The sequence below is a fragment of the Candidatus Cardinium hertigii genome (assembly GCF_003176915.1).
Taxonomy (GTDB): domain Bacteria; phylum Bacteroidota; class Bacteroidia; order Cytophagales; family Amoebophilaceae; genus Cardinium; species Cardinium hertigii_A.
The window spans coordinates 785,584-803,474 of sequence record NZ_CP029619.1 but is presented as its reverse complement, the minus strand read 5'-3'; the positions used below and the strand labels follow the sequence as shown (position 1 = coordinate 803,474).

General features: G+C 36.4%; 15 protein-coding genes, 1 tRNA gene and 1 pseudogene. 9 read left to right on the top strand and 8 right to left on the bottom strand.

The features are described from left to right. Positions 1–5: 5 nt before the first annotated feature. A tRNA-Phe gene (locus tag DK880_RS03295) sits at positions 6–79 on the bottom strand. 215 nt (positions 80–294) lie between these two features. Between DK880_RS03295 and topA the strand changes: the two genes are divergently transcribed. The 7 genes from topA (at position 295) to fabG (ending at position 10,566) form a co-directional block, all read left to right on the top strand. Next, positions 295–2,604 carry a type I DNA topoisomerase gene (gene topA, locus DK880_RS03290; RefSeq protein ID WP_109997388.1) on the top strand — a complete coding sequence of 770 codons (2,310 nt, stop codon included), beginning with the start codon at positions 295–297 and terminating at the stop codon, positions 2,602–2,604. Between the two features lie 318 nt (positions 2,605–2,922). Next, positions 2,923–5,091, top strand: a complete 2,169-nt coding sequence (locus DK880_RS03285) for a MutS-related protein (protein WP_109997387.1) — start codon at positions 2,923–2,925, stop codon at positions 5,089–5,091. 20 nt (positions 5,092–5,111) lie between these two features. Further along, on the top strand, positions 5,112–5,534 hold the full coding sequence (gene tsaE, locus DK880_RS03280) for a tRNA (adenosine(37)-N6)-threonylcarbamoyltransferase complex ATPase subunit type 1 TsaE (RefSeq protein ID WP_109997386.1): 423 nt from the start codon (positions 5,112–5,114) through the stop codon (positions 5,532–5,534). A 160-nt stretch (positions 5,535–5,694) separates the two neighbouring features. Beyond that, positions 5,695–5,853, top strand: a complete 159-nt coding sequence (rpmH, locus tag DK880_RS03275; RefSeq protein WP_109997385.1) for a 50S ribosomal protein L34 — start codon at positions 5,695–5,697, stop codon at positions 5,851–5,853. 2 nt (positions 5,854–5,855) lie between these two features. Further along, the gene (locus DK880_RS03270) at positions 5,856–6,281 is read left to right on the top strand and encodes a ribonuclease P protein component (protein WP_162534153.1); all 426 of its coding nucleotides are present in this window, start codon (positions 5,856–5,858) and stop codon (positions 6,279–6,281) included. 219 nt (positions 6,282–6,500) lie between these two features. Continuing rightward, positions 6,501–9,755, top strand: a complete 3,255-nt coding sequence (locus tag DK880_RS03265; protein ID WP_204082248.1) for an HD domain-containing protein — start codon at positions 6,501–6,503, stop codon at positions 9,753–9,755. A 64-nt stretch (positions 9,756–9,819) separates the two neighbouring features. Then, positions 9,820–10,566, top strand: coding sequence for a 3-oxoacyl-[acyl-carrier-protein] reductase (gene fabG, locus DK880_RS03260; RefSeq protein WP_109997382.1), 747 nt, complete (start codon positions 9,820–9,822; stop codon positions 10,564–10,566). A 4-nt stretch (positions 10,567–10,570) separates the two neighbouring features. Here fabG and fabD read toward each other — a convergent pair whose 3' ends face one another. The 7 genes from fabD to lipB all read right to left on the bottom strand — a co-directional run bounded on the left by fabD (position 10,571) and on the right by lipB (position 15,965). Beyond that, a complete protein-coding gene (fabD, locus tag DK880_RS03255; protein ID WP_109997381.1) occupies positions 10,571–11,458 on the bottom strand; it encodes an ACP S-malonyltransferase in 888 nt (295 codons plus the stop codon). A gap of 42 nt (positions 11,459–11,500) precedes the next feature. Next, positions 11,501–12,316: an oxygen-dependent tRNA uridine(34) hydroxylase TrhO gene (gene trhO / locus DK880_RS03250; protein WP_109997380.1), complete on the bottom strand. Its 816-nt coding sequence runs from the start codon at positions 12,314–12,316 to the stop codon at positions 11,501–11,503. 140 nt (positions 12,317–12,456) lie between these two features. After that, positions 12,457–13,575, bottom strand: a complete 1,119-nt coding sequence (dprA, locus tag DK880_RS03245) for a DNA-processing protein DprA (RefSeq protein ID WP_109997379.1) — start codon at positions 13,573–13,575, stop codon at positions 12,457–12,459. 180 nt (positions 13,576–13,755) lie between these two features. Further along, positions 13,756–13,893: a hypothetical protein gene (locus DK880_RS05230; RefSeq protein ID WP_162534151.1), complete on the bottom strand. Its 138-nt coding sequence runs from the start codon at positions 13,891–13,893 to the stop codon at positions 13,756–13,758. Between the two features lie 16 nt (positions 13,894–13,909). Then, complete coding sequence (gene rsmA / locus DK880_RS03240) at positions 13,910–14,698, bottom strand: 16S rRNA (adenine(1518)-N(6)/adenine(1519)-N(6))-dimethyltransferase RsmA (RefSeq protein ID WP_320409223.1); 789 nt, start codon at positions 14,696–14,698, stop codon at positions 13,910–13,912. Between the two features lie 6 nt (positions 14,699–14,704). Then, positions 14,705–15,082, bottom strand: a complete 378-nt coding sequence (locus DK880_RS03235) for a transcriptional regulator (RefSeq protein WP_109997378.1) — start codon at positions 15,080–15,082, stop codon at positions 14,705–14,707. A 178-nt stretch (positions 15,083–15,260) separates the two neighbouring features. After that, the gene (gene lipB / locus DK880_RS03230; RefSeq protein WP_109997377.1) at positions 15,261–15,965 is read right to left on the bottom strand and encodes a lipoyl(octanoyl) transferase LipB; all 705 of its coding nucleotides are present in this window, start codon (positions 15,963–15,965) and stop codon (positions 15,261–15,263) included. Positions 15,966–16,209: 244 nt separating this feature from the next. Here lipB and DK880_RS05690 point away from each other — a divergent pair, with 244 nt between their 5' ends. Beyond that, positions 16,210–16,416, top strand: coding sequence for a DUF2905 domain-containing protein (locus tag DK880_RS05690; protein WP_109997376.1), 207 nt, complete (start codon positions 16,210–16,212; stop codon positions 16,414–16,416). 270 nt (positions 16,417–16,686) lie between these two features. Beyond that, positions 16,687–16,847 (top strand): annotated as a pseudogene (locus DK880_RS03220) (IS982 family transposase); the annotation flags it as partial. Positions 16,848–17,891: the final 1,044 nt, after the last annotated feature.

Here is a 17,891-nt window from a genome sequence, read left to right as displayed (position 1 = left end):
TAAGGTGGTGATGAGAGGATTTGAACCTCCGACACACGGATTTTCAGTCCGATGCTCTACCAGGCTGAGCTACATCACCAACAAAAATTATTATGTTACTAACTTATTTATAATTACCTGACCGTCAATTTACATATTTTAACCTACTTCGCCAAATCAGGGAAGCCTGCTGCACTTACAGTAGGCGTTATACGCCGATTGCAAACGGACATACTATTATAACTCTATTTAAAATAAAAAAGATCTTTTATATTAGTTTAGTTTTAGTAGTTTCTATCTATATTTTTATATACAATGGGGAAAAATTTAGTTATCGTTGAGTCACCTGTAAAAGCAAAAACTATCGAGCGTTACTTAGGGAATAATTACCAAGTAGCTTCTTCTAATGGCCATATTAGAGATCTTATTAAGGGAAACCATGCCATAAAAATTGAGGAAGGCTTTTTACCTATTTATGAAATCAGCCCTGGAAAAGAAGGGGTCGTACGCTATCTTAAAAAGCTATCCAAAGATTCCGCTTTTATCTATCTAGCAAGTGATGACGACCGAGAAGGGGAATCTATTTCTTGGCATCTTAAGGAAGCACTTGAGCTAACAGATACCCAAGTGCAACGCATTGTATTTAGAGAAATAACCCAAGTTGCCATTACCAATGCCCTTAAGCAGCCACGTGCGATAGATCTAGATTTGGTAAATTCCCAACAAGCCAGACGTGTCTTAGATAGGCTGGTTGGGTTTGATTTATCCCCTTTGCTATGGAAAAAAATCAAACCAGGCCTTTCTGCTGGTCGCGTACAGTCTGCTGCAGTAAGAATGGTAGTAGAGCGGGAAAGGGCTATTAATGCTTTTGTTGCAACGGCAAATTTTGCCATATCTGCTTTTTTTATTTTACTAACCGGACAGCTGCTTAAAGCAGAAGGCTCCGAAAAATTTAAAACAGAAGAAGCTGCTTGGGCATTTTTAAATAAATGCCAGCAGGCTCTTTTTTCTATTAAATCATTGAATAAAAAAGCATCAAAACGCTCTCCCTCCCCCCCTTTTATCACAGCTAGTTTGCAACAGGAGGCCAGTAGAAAATTGGGCTATACCGTAAACCGTACCATGCAATTGGCGCAAAAACTCTATGAAACTGGGAAAATCTCTTACATGCGTACAGATTCTGTAAATCTTTCTGAACATGCTTTACAACAAATTTCCCATGAAGTAACGGAATCTTATGGCGCCGTCTACGCTCATACCAGAACCTATACCACCCAATCATCCACCGCACAGGAAGCACATGAAGCCATACGGCCTACCGATTTTTCAGTAAAGGTTGCCAGCAACCACCGGGATGAACAGCGCTTGTATACACTCATTTGGCGTAGAGCAATGGCTTCCCAAATGGCCGATGCACAAATAGAAAAAACCATTGCAACCATTCAAATTTCTACCACGGATCAATGCCTTATAGCGACGGGGGAAGTGCTACAATTCGAAGGGTTCCTAAAGGTTTACGCAACGGATAAAGAAGAAGAAAATGAAACAGAGGAAGAAAATAAAAAAATGTTACCTCCTTTATCCATTAACCAACCTTTGCCATTAGAAAAAATGGTAGCCAGAGAGCGTTTTTCACAACCACCTGCACGTTATACGGAAGCTACCTTGGTAAGAGATTTGGAGGAAAAAGAGATTGGCCGCCCTTCTACCTATGCACCTATTATTTCTACCATTCAAAAAAGAGGCTATATTACTTTGGCCTCCCGCGAAGGAATCCCACGTAATTACAAATTATTAACGCTACAAAATAACCACATTAAATCCGAAACTTTAACAGAAATTGTTCGCGCAGAAAAGCAAAAGCTTTTTCCAACTGATATCGCAGCAGTAGTAAATGATTTTTTAGTTAAGCATTTTTCTGACATTACAGATTATAATTTTACAGCAGAAATAGAGAAAGAACTTGACAAAATTGCACAAGGTACTAAACGCTGGAATCAGATGTTAGCCGAATTTTATGGTACCTTCTCTCTTAAAGTACAAGCTACCGCCAATATCGATAGATCTACGGTAAATTACAGCAGAGACTTGGGCAAAGATCCAAATACAAATGCTTCGGTAATTGTTCGGCTAGGGAAATATGGACCATTGGTTCAGCTGGGTAGCGAAGCAGACGGGAAGGAGGAAAAAATCCGTTTTGCAGGATTACGACCCAATCAACGAATGGAAAGTATTACCTTAGAAGAGGCATTGGGTCTTTTTAAATTCCCTAAAACAGTGGGTCTATTGGAAGATCTGCCCCTATGGGTAAACATAGGTAGATTTGGCCCCTATATCAAACATGGGGAATTGTTTTATGCATTAGATAAAAACGATGACCCCTTGCTCCTAGAGGAAGAAAGGGCTATAGAAATTATTCAAGCCAAACGACAAAAAGAAAAAGAAAAATTACTTAAAGTTTTTCCTGAGAACCCAGAAATACAAATCTTAAATGGAAGATGGGGGGCCTATATCAAAAGCAAAGAAAAAAATGTACGCATCCCCAAAACAATTGAGGATCCTAAACTACTTAGCTTAGAAGATTGCTTAACACTTATAGAGGCAAGCAAGGCAAAAAAAATATAAACGCCTCGCATCTACTCAACCATACATAACCGTTCATCATTTATTGCAAACGTATCAGAAGAAGCACACTTTTATTACCGGTACAATGTGCTGTATTAAAAAAACATCCTCTCTATAACCTATATAGCTACTATATTCCATATCCATACAAACAATTTTTTTACCAACTGAAATTATTTATATTAATTAAGGGGAAGATAAGAGCGGAAGGAGAGAAAATAAGAGAGAAAGGACGTATAAACCATATAACTTCCAGCTATAAAATAAGTTTTATTTATAGCTGATTATTTATAATTAACATCACTATATTATTTATTTATGAAGCATAACAGTAAGGGGAATATAACGGGTATGCTGTATGTCCTGTTATTCTATTGTATAGGTTTAGATGAACTATCGGCTACTCGGTCCATACAGGATGAAAAGCTTATGACTAAGATTGCCTATAATTACCTTAGATCCTTTGCTACTGCACAGAAAACAGCCCCCACCCATCCTTTAATAGCTTCTGTACAGCAACCCACCAAGCAGAAGCAGCTACCTTTAGGAGAAGTAACGTTAGCTGAAAGTACGCAACGTAAAGTGGTATTGCGTACTTTATTTGCTGACCTTGCTATCAACCAGATAGCAACAGATAAAGATCTTTTAAATCACAACGCTTGGCTTGATTTAGCTTTATTTTGTGGAACATCTAGTAATCCATCGCATCATTTATTAGCCTCTATCAATAAAACTACTACCGTATTAGGGGAATGCGCATTGGCTACCTTATTGGCTACGCCAACAAGCGACCTATCCATTCTATTAAACCGCCAAGAAATGGTCAAATTGCTCGTAGAGCAACCAGACTATTTAAAAGCTTTACAAGAGGTATTGGTATCCTATCGTAAGGTAGAGCCTCGCTTACTTAGCTTCTGGACTAGTACAGATCCTCTCTATACCAAGGAATGTCGATCCTACATGCAGAATCATTTTATTTCTGATAACATTGCAATAAATAAAAATGCAGCTAAACTGAATAAACGCATTACTTTGAGAAACTTCAGGGATATATATGCAGAATACGTACTGATTCCTGCAATAGGCGTTGTATTTTGTGGTAGCCACGCATTAATGACTAGCTTTACCAAAGGGGGATTCGTACAATCAGATCTAAAATCAAGTTTTGCCTCCTTACCCTTCTTCGTCCCTTTGTATTCTATCGTAGATGTTACCCGTAACTACCTACGTACCGATGGCAAGCCACAACTTTGGCCCTTTTTGGGCAGTGCTGTTATGCATGGGTTAGCTACGTGGCGCGTGTTTCGTAGCATAAAGCGTTACCAAGAATATAGTACGGTTTTTCGCAACCTGGCTACTCGTCTGCAAGATGTACAATGCCTCTTACAGACTATGCAATCACTAAATAATATTGTAATAAATAATCCAGCATTGGAAACGGTGTACGGCAGTTCCTTAAAAGAAATAAGGCAATTGTTACTAACAAGTCAAACGAAAACTGAACTAGGCACCATGGTAAGCAATTTGTTGAACATAAAATTCGATAACTGGCCTTATATCATGGGAAATGGCGGTAAATTGCTGGCTACTTTCCATCTCTTTGAGGCATACAAAAATCATTTACAACCTGCTATGTATGCATTGGGAAAGTTAGATAGCTTAGCGAGCATAGCTATGGTAATAGCGCATGCCCATGCCAAACATCCTAAACATAGCTATACTTTTACAAAATTTCTAAATCGTACGCAAAAAGAGAGCCCCTCTATACAATTTCATGGTATGTGGAATCCGCTGCTAAATCCTGAAACAGTTGTAGATAATGAAGTGGAAATGAATGCCAATGAAACACGCAATATGGTACTCTGTGGCCCTAATGCAGGTGGAAAATCTTCTTTTCTCTCTGGCGTTGCCATCAACCTCTTGCTTAGCCAAACTTTTGGCATTGCAGCTTCGAAGCAGGCAACCATAACGCCCTTTAACAAAATTATAACTTACATTGGAGTAGGGGATGATATTGCAAATGGTTCTTCCCTTTTTATGGTAGAAATGGATCGCATGCATCACTATATTCACATGTTAGCATCCTCTAAGCCAAATACATTCATCTTTTCCGCTATGGATGAGCTTTTTTCTGCTACTAATCCGGTTGAAGGTGCTGCTGCCGCCTACAGTACCATTGCCTGTATAGCTAAATATAGCAATGCATTGCATATTGTTTCTTCGCATTACCCTATGGTAATGGGATTGGAATCTAAGATCAAAGGATGTGGAATTAGAAATTTTAAAGTATTTGTAAAAGAAGAGAGAACAGATGGCAAAAACAAAAAGCTACAGTATACCTACAAAATTGTACCCGGTGCAGCTACCCAAGCAGTTGCCTTACAATTGCTTGAACAGGAAGGATATGATAAGACAGTCCTAAACCAAGCAAGATATATGGTACAGTACCCAGAAAGATTTCATAATTCTTTAAGGAAAGTCAAATAATCCCCTATGATGCACACAACATGATCTTAAAAAGTTCCCAAGAAACATTATTGGATACCGCTTATAAATTATTAGATTATGCTGGTAATCAAAAAGTGTTCTTGCTAGAAGGTCCTATAGGATCCGGAAAAACAACTCTAACGAAGGCACTATGTACGGCACTAGGATATACAAACGCACAAAGTCCTACTTTTACGCTTGTTCATGAATATAAAACAAGACATGGGCATCCTATTTATCATTTTGATTTTTATCGCATCCATGCACTACAAGATGTGATAGCATTAGATTTGGAATATTATTTATTTTCTGGTTATTATTGTTTTATAGAATGGCCTTCCAATATCAAGCCTATTTGGCCTTCCTGTTATGTACTAATTAATATAGAAATCAAAACAAATACAAGTAGAAATTTGACTTGTCATACTATTGCTCCCTTATAGGGAATACGTTTTTTATTTAATTTGTCTTAGTTATTGCGTATCTTGGGATTAAGGGGGGAGTTGGGTCTACTATCCCCCTACAGGCCATTGTTAGGCTTTACTGTTAAAGACTACTTTAATTAGGGAAGAAAACCATTAGTTATTATAATGCATTATCATTATGAAAAGAACCTTTCAACCATCACTTAGAAAAAGAAGAAATAAGCATGGCTTTAGGGAACGTATGTCAACCGCTAACGGACGAGCCATACTAGCAAGAAGAAGGGCTAAAGGGAGAACCAAATTAACCATCTCTGATGAATCTAGACATAAAAGATAATATTGAATGCTAATAAACTATCTCGTAGTCTAGTCAATCATAGATTGACGAAACATGATCGACTAACCAACCGCCAGCATATTAAACTGCTTTTTGAGGAGGGTAGCTGTCTAAAGTTTTATCCTTTTAAAGTTTTTTTTATAAAAAAGGAAAAAAAGCATTTTTTATGCAATCAAATGCTTTGCGCTGTTCCTAAAAAACACTTCTCTTCTGTTGCACGCAATAGAATCAAACGTCTACTTAAAGAAGCTTATCGCCTGCATAAACATATACTTGATCGCAGCTCAGAAATGGTTGAAATTAAATTTGTCTTTTTAATAGGATATGTGTATACTGGAGGCTACCATAAGCTCTCTTATTCTGTTATAAGGAAATGTGTAACTGCTTCATTATACCAGCTTAGGACTTTGCTAAAACAGGGTCAATAGCTTTAAAAATAGAAAAACATGTATGTAGTAGACCTTATTATATTATTGCTTTTTTTCTTGATAACTATAAAAATCAGTATACCTATTCTCTTCCGCCCCGTTACCTTATCACAATATGCAGTAGGCCCTAAAGGATTTTCCATAATTAATCTTATAAACACTATCATAACCATATCTTATGGGGTTCGTGGTTTTTATTATACGAATAATGAATGGGTTATGTTAACTTATATGATAAGTCTTCCCATTAGCTATTTCCTGATAAGTAATGTGCTATCCTCCCGGTTTCAACTTATTTTGAAGCAGCATTCAGTAGCCGAAATAATGGGTAAATTATATAGTAAAACCATTCGTAAAACGGTAGCTATAATTGGGCTGCTTCATAATGTAGCATTTGTTTCCTGTCTACTTAGCGCACTCACCAAATTTATTAACGTTTTTTATGAGATTTCAGAATTCTACAGTCTCTTCATAGCACTGATCTTCATACTATTTAACAGCGAATGTGGTAGAATACAAAAAGTATCTACACTACGAGAAATGATTCGTTGTGTCATGCTTACCTTACTATTACCAGTAATAGTTTTAGTTTTATGGAAAAAACTGATCGGTCAATATGGTAACGACCTAAAATCCCCTACCAAAGCCTTTCAAACAATATGGAATACGCTAACCAAAACTTCTACCTTACCTGTCTCTCATTGGTCCTACATCGGTCTCCTCATCGGGTTCCTTACCATTTTCTCATTGCCTAATTTATCACCTCCCCAAATGCAGCGTATTTTAATTGCTGAAAATGCTGCTCAAGTCAAACGTTCTTACAATGCAGCAGGCTGGTTCCTATTAGGTATTAATTTATTTTTATCATTTGTTTTTCTCTTGTTTAGAGCAAATAAAATAACATTATTCGATCCTAACTTAAAGAATTTTTTATCCGCCTACCCAGGGCTAAAGGAGCTATTTCCCATAACTGTTATATTCCTACTTGCTAATAAGGCAAGCGCTTATTTACATTCATCCGCTGTTTTACTTGTAAACGATCTAAAGATTTACCTAGGTAGTAAGGATAAGCAAACAGTAATGCATTTTAGCCCCTATACTATGCTAACAGGAATGGTCGCTGCATTATTTACCTACTATGGTACAATGCATATTTGGCTTATTGTGATCTATTTATTTAGAACGACTGTTAACATTCCTTTGTGTATCTCGTTAATAGGGATATGCTTACACCCCTATGCTATTATAACGGGTATACTAGGAACTACCGTAGCGACCATTGTATTCCAATGGTCGCTACGGTCTACAGGAGATTTGCTTACTAATGTAATAAAAATAACAGGTATTTCCATACTTATACATCTGATTGTACTTACTATTGCTCAAGTTTATTTTCAACGATACAAGCAACAAACTAGCTCGGAATACTGTAGAAAAATATTAACCCTACAGGGAACTACGCATATACTAGCATCTTGGAAACAAAAAGCTATCTCCATTTTACGTCAATTGATGAAATGTAGCTATTGGGAACAGCTTCAAAAACAGCTACCAAAAGATAATCTACCTTATTTATTTTTTAGTTTTTATATCATTATTACAGGGTATGGTTTTTTCTATACCCTTCCTTTTAACTCTAATTCTATATCATCTATATGGGATAATGATTTAGAAATTTTAGTTTTTTTTCCTAGTCTTTTTGTAGCTACTTTCTTTTTATTCTATGTATCTACACCACCTAATCCTTATTTAAAAAATATAGCTACCATTCTATGGCCATTAAGCAATGGCTATTTTCTTTTTATAGTAGGAGCCAAAATGTTGATAATGAGTGGATTTAATTACATATCTGTAGTTACTCTGATGCTCAACTTCTATTTATCTATTCTTATTACATCTTTCCCAATAATTATTATAAGCTGTATCATTACGCTACCATTTTTTTCCTGGCTATTATCTTCTTATGTGAAGGATCCTACAATAAACATAGAATGTTTCTGGAATCAGAATAGCAAGTTCATGTTTATCCTACTGATTCTATCTGTTTTAATTGGCACCTTGTTTTACTATAAGAAACGCTTATATAAGTTGATTGCCACTATACAAGAGCTAAGCAATATACAAGAAATACAAAATACACGGCAATTCTTTAGCAAACAACATATAGAGGCATTGGCCTATGAAAGTAGTTACGTCCTAACAGAGCTACATCAGCGGCTTGTGCATTTAATTAAATCACAAGAAACAGACGCTATCCACACCATTAAACAGCAAGCGCTCAAGCTAAATAACTATTTTAACAGCGTATTTACCCACTTAAAGCATAACTTCTACCTTACCACCAATTGGATCAGTACAGATAAACTATTAGAAGGATGTTTTGATAAAGTTAAAATTAACAATATATACAATATACCTTATGTCTTACTCAATACAGAGCACCTTTACATACATTGCGATATAGAACGTATAAAACAATTAATAACCAACAGTATACACTCTTGCATACTATACAAATCTCTCCATCTAGAAGAAAAAAAAGATATTTTTATCTATATAAACGACACACAATTAGCTTATCAATTAACTCTTTTGCAGGGTAAAAGACAAAAAATAGATGCGATAAGCTTCAGCATCACTACGTATACCCAACAGCCCACTATACTTCCTCTCTATAAAGTGATTGAAATGGCAGATATACAGATATTAAACAAAGAAAAAGATAAAATAGATTATGAGAACCAATGTATTATAAATACACATTATGGTTATTGCGAAACAACCTATTCAAATAGGGAAGTGATGCATCTATTCGTCCTCCCTGTCAACATACAAGACATTACAAAAGCATTTGCTACTTTTTCTCCTGTGGTCTATACGCAGCGATTAAGTCCTATAAACAAGGATGAAGAAGCGGTCTTTGTCAAAAAATTACGCACTTATCCAAAAATCAATATTCAGGAAATCATGTCGGCGCTTCAACTGATTAAAACATATTATGCTACACAAAAAAGAGAAACTGGAGAACCTTTCTACTTACACCCCGTATCAGTTGCTGCTATACTTTCAGATTTAACAAAAGATCAAAATATTATTATGGCAGGGCTCCTGCACGATGTGGTACAAAATACACCCCTTACAGAAGCTGGTCTGACTACTCTAGTTGGAGAAGCTATTTCGCATATTATATCTGAAGCATATTTTATACATAAAAAACTATTAACCACTGATGAAAATGATTATCTATCTTATATTCACTCTTTACTTAATACACCCAACCACGCATACCGTTCTGCACTTTTGGTTATGTTAGCAGACGCATTGCACAATGCGCAAACGATTCATGGGCATAATATTGAAAAGCAAAAAAAGAAAGCCCATTTAATTAAAAATTTTTATGTCCCATTAGCCAAACAAATGGGGTTAAATCCCTTAGTAAAGAAATTACAGCACTATGCTAATAAAGTATTATAATTTGGTTACCATAAAAATTAGATCTATATCAAGATGCACATAACTTTTTTAAACTTTTGACTTCATGCATTTAAACGGTAAAATTATACTTATCACAGGCGGTACTAGGGGTATAGGTAAGTCTATTGCACTTAAATTAGCAGAAGCAGGTGGACAGATTGCTTTTACCTATTTTCGCTCAAGATCAGCAGAAGTAGAAGAATTGGAGCAAAAATTACGTTCATTTGGCGTAAAAAGCAAGGGGTTTCATTTGGATGTTTCTGATTTTGCTACTACTACCCAAATAGTAGATAGTATTATAGAAACATTTGGTGGACTAGATGTATTAATCAACAATGCAGGCATAACAAGAGATAACTTATTGTTACGTATGACAGAGACAGATTGGGATACGGTATTAAATGTTAACCTTAAATCTATCTTTAATACGGTTAAGGCTACAACAAAAACTTTTCTCAAACAGCGCAGTGGATCTATTATCAACATTTCTTCCGTAGTAGGTATACATGGCAATGCTGGTCAAGCCAATTATGCTGCCGCCAAGGCAGGCATAATTGGCTTGACCAAATCCCTCGCTTTAGAACTAGGGAGCCGAAATATACGGGCCAATGCTATAGCGCCTGGCTTCATTCAAACGGCTATGACAGAACATCTTACAGAAAGTCAAATAGAAATATACAAATCCAAAATTCCACTTAATCGATTAGGTCTTCCAGAAGAGGTAGCCAATTGTGCGCTCTTTTTAGCTTCTGACGCTTCAAGTTACCTTACAGGTCAAATAATACAGGTAGATGGAGGCATGTTTACCTAAAAGGCTAGACAGCATTGGGCATACTATGCAAAACAGCCATGGAAGGGGCTATTTTACGAACCAATCCCTGTAATACATTGCCTGGTCCACATTCAACAAAAACCGTCATTCCATCTTTTACCATCTGCTGAATGGTAGCAGTCCAATAAACAGGTGCCGTAAGCTGCTGCAACAAATGTTGCTTAATCTTTTCAGGATCGGTAACAGGTAGCCCTGTAGCATTTTGATAAATGGGGCAAATCCCTTTAGAGAAATCTACAGATGAAAGCATAGAGGCAAGCGCTTGTTGGGCACTTTGCATAAGAGGGGAATGGAATCCTCCTCCTACTTGTAACGGTATAAGCTTCCCTCCTGCCTCTTTCAGGCTAGCCATCACTAGGTTTATACCTGACTCATTACCAGAAATAATTATTTGACCAGGGCAATTATAATTAGCAGGCACAACTACCTCTTGCGTAACAGCTGCACAGATTTCTTCCACTATCTTATCTGTTAAGCCCAATACTGCAACCATTTTACCAGGTTCAAGCTGACAAGCTTTTTGCATAGCCTCAGCGCGCACCATTACCAACCGCAAGCCGTCTTCAAAAGTGAGCACACGACTGGCTACTAAAGCAGCTATTTCCCCCAAAGAATGACCAGCAACTGCTGCTGGATGAAAAGAATCCATTACAGAAACCGTAACAATAGAATGGACAAAAATAGCTGGCTGGGCAATGGTAGTTTTTTGTAAATCTTGAGCAGAACCTTCTAGCATGAGTTGGCTAAGTTCTAAATCTAAAAGCTGATCGGCTTTGTCAAACATACGACGTGCTCGGCTACTATAATCGTACAATGCTTTCCCCATTCCTACATGCTGGCTACCCTGACCAGGAAACAAATAAGCTCTCATTACAGCGTTGTTTTATATAAGATTGATTTACCCTGCCAGGCATTAGGCAGTAGCTTTGTTTGAGCAATATTTACATTGCTTTCCAGGCTGATACTGCTCATCTAAATCAGCTGCCGCTAAAGGCATCCGGCAACCATAACAAAGAAGCGTATCACTCTCTGCTAACCCCTGCTTCAACGCTACCCTTCTATCAAATACAAAGCACGCCCCTTCCCACTTTGTTTCACTTTCTGGAATATGGGCTATGTATTGTAAAATACCACCGCTCAATTGATAAACTTCCTGAAAACCAACCATACACATATAAGCAGAAGCTTTTTCACATCGAATACCTCCTGTACAAAAAAGGGCAATGGGTTTCTGCTTATATGCTGTTAAATGCCGGTCCACAAAGGCTGGAAATTCACTAAAATAGGTAGTATTGGGATTTAAAGCAGCTGTAAAACTACCTATTCGATGTTCGTAATGATTGCGCACGTCAACTATAAGCGCTGCTTCATCTAATAGGGCATTCCAATCTTTGGCTGAGACATGACATCCCCGTAACTGCATGGGCTGTGCAGCTGCGGCTTTGGTCATAGTGATAATTTCTTTCTTGATCCTAACTTTTAAACGACAAAATGGTTTAACCGTTGCTTCAGAATATTGATAAAAGAGATCTTGAAAGAATGGTATAGTTTGTATTTGTGCCATTGCCTGCTCTAATGCAGTTGGCAGGCCAGCAATCGTACCATTAATGCCTTCCGGAGCAATGAGCAGTGTCCCCGTTAGGGACCGACATATGGTTTGTAACTGTTGCTGTAAAATAGTAAGATTGGTTAAGGAAATAAACTTATATAACGTAACAACTTTAAACATAACCGTATAGAAATTAAGGCAGACCCCTACTGATTAAACACTGCTTTTTAACTTTACCACCTAAATGATGAAATAATAATATCAAGGCTAAATTTAATTAAATTTTAGCTTAATGTAACAAAGTGGGCTATACCTTCTAGTCAATTTAATGGACGAGCTACCGTAAAGCGCTTACCCGGCAAAGCATGTAGCAATCCTTGTAACTCGAGAGATAATAGGGCTATATGCAATTCTCCCAGCGGCAATGCTGTAGCGGTTAGAAGGACATCTATTGCTATAGGGTCAGAGGTTTGTTGATATTGTGCTAGAATAAGTTTTTCCGCAGGGGTTAATGCGTACGTTGCATACCTATCCCTTTTGGGTACAGCTTCAACATTCCAATTCATGATATACGCCAAATCATCCATATGTGTCAACAGATGTGCTTGGTTTCGCTTGATCAATTGATGGCATCCTGCAACCGTAGCATTGTCAACATTGCCTGGAAGGGCAAACACCTCCCGATGGTAGCTATTGGCATAATAAGCCGTAAGCAATGCACCACTTTTTTCTTTTGCCTCAATCACTACGGTCACATCTGACAACCCCGCGACAATTCTATTGCGTGCTACAAAAAAGTAATTCCTTATACCGCTGCCCATAGAATATTCTGTTAGCAGTCCACCATTACATGCCACTATTTTTTTAGCTATTTGCCTATGCGAAACAGGATAGATATTGTCTAAACTACTGGGTAACACAGCTATTGTGGGCAACCCCATTGCTAAAGCTTCTTTATGTACTTTTATGTCTGTACCATAGGCAAGCCCACTCACTACCAAAGGTTGATACGGATGCAATTGTTCTAAAAATTTAACGATCATCCTTTGTCCGTAAAGAGAGAGCTGCCTTGTGCCAACTATGCTAATTATCCGCTTGTTATTGAGTAGTGTATTACCTTGATAGTAAAGCAAAGCAGGACAATCTGGTAATTCAAGCAACCGCTTAGGAAAAAGTAAGGTTCCTGGAATAAGCAATTGAATATTTTCTGCTTCGTGCAGTTGGCATATTTCTTTTGCTTGAGAAAGTTTATTATTTGCTTCCATTGCAATCTGCCTGGCTATGTTAGGAGATATGACCGAATGGCTATGGTAAGCAGCCTTCCATACCGCTTGAGCAGTTCCAAAATGGTCTACCAATTTTTTTAATCGGCTACTGCCTATGCCTGAAACCAGAGAGAGCGCTAATCGATAGTGCTTTTCTTCTAAAGTGGAAACCATAATTGCTTATCTGCCTAAGATAATAAGCATTAAAATTTAACCTATTGCGTATGGTATACGGCCTACACCTCTGTATACCGCACCCTTTTGTAGGAAAGATACCATTATAAAAACAAACTATCCAAATTTCCTTTTCCCACTATACCGTACAAGAACAACCCATACTTTTCGATAACCTCCTTAACAAGAAAGCACAACGAAATAAAATTTACCTTCTTCATCTCTTCCCATACCTGTTACATTGGGTTGCACAGAGGGTAGGTAAAAAGATAGGAAACGAAGCCCTTTTGAAGAAAGGGAACGATTTCTATTATGCAATAGCTTTGAACATGGCCTATTGAGAATCTAATATATTGGTTAATTGAATAAATTCAGCCACACTTAGCGCTTCTGCCCGTTTATCTAGAAACATCTGTGCAGCATGTAAGCGATTGGGATGGTAGGCATGCAATGCATTACGCAATTTTTTCCGGCGTTGTTGAAAAGCACTTTTTACTATTTGAAAAAAAGATTGTTCATTGCAAGCCAGTTCGCTTACCTTATTACGGTGCATGGTAATCACAGCAGAGTCCACCCTAGGAGAGGGAAAAAAAGCCTCTCTAGGAACTGTAAAACAGTATTCGAGGGTATAGAATGCCTGCAACAAAACACTAAGGATTCCATAACGCTTGTTCCCAGCTTGTGCAACCAAACGTTCTGCGACTTCCTTCTGTACCATTCCTACTACTTCCTCTACTATCTGACGATTATGTAGTATCTTAAAAAAAATTTGAGAAGAAATATAGTAAGGAAAGTTTCCAATAATGGTTAAGCGCGTATCCTTAAATTGTTCTGATAAGGAATAGGCCAAAAAATCTGCTGCTATGATCTCATTATTTAGGGAAACATATTTCTCCTTTAAATGAAAAATAAGATCTTGATCTATTTCTATAAGGTAGAGTTTAGCAATAGCCTTTTGTAATAGGAAATCTGTTAAACTACCGGTACCTGGACCTACCTCTAGGACAGTATGCTGGCACCTTTCAGCAGTCAACAAATTGACAATGCGCTGTGCTACAGCAGGATCCTTTAAGAAATGCTGCCCCAATGATTTTTTAGCTCTTACAGCAGAGATCATGCGCATAACCCTTTAAAAGGAAGAAGAATTAATGAAATCCTTAATTTTTTTATGCAAAGCATGCTGGTCGGTATCTTGCGATTTTTTGAGCAAAAATTTTAATAAGTGATTGTATTTCTCTAACAGATTTTTGTATTTCCTTTCAACCCTCCATAATTCTGCACGTATATCATCTAACGATGAGCTATCTACACGCATCTCAGGAAATTCTACTGCAAAATTATAATGCACAACCGCACCTAAAGCTAGGATAAAATCGTAACTTAAATTCTTCTCCTTAAATCTGTTATAGAGCGTATTCCTACTAATGCCCATTTTAGCAGCTAACACTGAAATGGAAATTCCACTCCTTCTTACCACACTTTCAATAATCTTACCTCTATGGCACATCTAAAAAAAAGTACAATACATTAACATATAAAAGAACGTTCGAACTGTATATTCGATATTCTATTTTCGATTGTTTAACCTACTTTTATTTGTCAAACACTAAAATGCTACTAGTAGCATAAAATATACAAATTGTTATTTCTTACTATAAGCTATAATAAAAATGTTTGATATACAACTAGCTATAATAAAATTTCTCCAAAATAATTTTTTCTAAAACAGCAGTTACCCTTTTTATACAGGTAGTTCTTTGTATTTCTTGTTGTATAGAAGTTACTTTTTTAGTTGAAATACCACAAGGTATGATTTGCTTAAAAGGCTCTAAATCATTGTTTACGTTTAAAGCAAGCCCATGCATTGTTATCCATCGGCTTACTCTAATGCCAATGGAACAAATCTTGCTGTCAAGATGTGGTTGGGTGTTCGCTGCTTTTATCCATACGCCTGTTAGCCCAGGTAATTGTGTAGCTATAATATGAAAATAAGCAAGTGTTTCTATGACTGCCTCCTCTAATAAGCGGAGATAACGATCTATACTTGTAAAAAAATTTTCTAGATCAATAATAAAATAGGCAATTAATTGACCTGGCCCATGGTAAGTAATACCTCCTCCCCTATTGGTTTGGTATAAAGCAATAGATTGCTTTTTTAATACAACGGTGTCTACCAACAGCTGTTCTGTAGAACCACTGCTTCCAATGGTGTAAGTAGGAGGGTGCTCACAGAATAGCAAATAATTAGGAGAACACTGCCCCGAATAGTTGGCAAAACCATTTTTTTTCTTCTCAAGAATGTTTTTATAATATAACTCCTGAATGCGGTATGCTGTTTCATAGCTAATCAATCCTAAGCTTTTAATGCCTATTGCTTTATTTCGTATCACTTTTTGGTACCTTTACCTTAATTTATAATTAACTATATACCGGAATTAAAGATTTGTATTCAATGATTTAGGACAACATGCATATCAGTAATAAAAATATTCAAGCTATTTGAAAAAGTAACTCCAAGCGTAACTTTACACGGCTACTACCTAAGCGATAGGCCTGAGCAGCTACAGATACTGGCATAATGTATAAATAAAATTACCCAATATTATTAATTTTTCAATAATTAAATTATAACTTATGCAAAAAATAATTATATATCTAGGTTGCTTTATTATGGTCATTGGTTTTGTTTGGCCTTTTCTATCCCATATTAAAATAGGACAGCTACCAGGTGATATCCTCTTTAAAAGGCCCTCTTTTACTTTCTACTTTCCTATTACAACTTGCCTTTTGCTAAGTTTAATTTGGATGTTAATTGCTTGGCTTTTAAAAATAACTAAGTGACTACCACCGCTGTTTATCTATAGACTCTATTTAATTTAATAGAATAAACACTGATTATAAGCATGTAAAATAACTATTAGATCATTTCTCTAGGGTATCCTACCCTCCTAACGTCAATTTTAGATTAGAAAATAAAAAATGAGTTAAAAAGCTCTTTTGTGTTTTAAATTTGGAGATGGAAACAGCAACCAAATTATCAAAAGAGCTAATTAAGAATGTAAAAAATTAGTTGAAATATAATATGCTGTGGATGAATTTTTTATAAAGTTTATGTCTTATATAAAAAAACAACTGTTAACCAATTCTAAAAAAAATACACTAGAACTTGTTCGCTGACATTAAGTGAAATAATGACCATACGCATTACCTTTCATGTAATTGGATTTAGAAATTTTAAATCTTATTATCCTCATTTAGAACAGTTTCATTCTCCAACAAATAGTCCCTCCCCTTGCTTATGCCTTTCCTTACTTTATACACAAACCATTTGCTAAGTGTAACAAAATATATTAACTTGCTCCTGACAAGCCAGTACGGCTAGCTCCCATTGAATCCACCAGGTCTGGAAAGAAGCAAAGGTAAAATGGTTGTAGCGGCGCGATACTTGGCTTGTTTTTTTACATTACGGATAGGTATACTCATCTTTTTTAATGCTTTGGCTGAAGTAGTGCGCAAGAAAGGACTTCTCTTTTTCCACACATTCAAAGGCGGGGCATGGTACACTGCCTTCTTTTTAAGCTTACTAATCTGAACAAGGGGACTCTTTTGCAAGAGGGAGAGACTGGACCTAGCTCTTTACAATAGCCCTTTTATTAGCTTGTGTGCTTTCTTTAAGAAAAAAGCCTTCCTAATGAAACCAGATAACATAAGAAACCTTCTTTCAAGGAAAGTTTTATAATACCATATCATAAACAATGTAAAACAAAGAAAAAACGAGAAAATAGACTTGTATTGTATTTCTTTGTAAGCAATAAGCAAAACGCGACTTATAGGAAACTTAGCTGTAAAGAATACGGACATAGCTAAACCATCAACCAACGCATATATTCCTAAACTTATTCCATTGCTTACAGGAAAACTGTAATAAGGCCTTAATTTTAAGAAGGCTTTTACACCTACTAAAGAAGCTAACCATAAAGATAAATAGGAAGCCAATACTATTCCATCAATAGGCTTTCCATGAATGCAATAAGGCTTGCTATACAATAAGGTAAAACTTATGCCAATACATAGTAACGTGATACTAAATGCTTTTTTACTGCCCTGCACGATTGTTATCCCATTTATGGTAAAAGCTAAAAACGTAAATAGTAGAGAACAACAAACTATCGTTTTGCAAAGATTAAGGCACAAAGTAAGCATAAATAAAAAAATGCTTAATCCTATAGCGTATAAATTGGTGTATTTTCGGTTATGTAAACTTTTATGTACCATGCTACTAATTTTATTTATATACTTATTCTAAGTTAGCTATA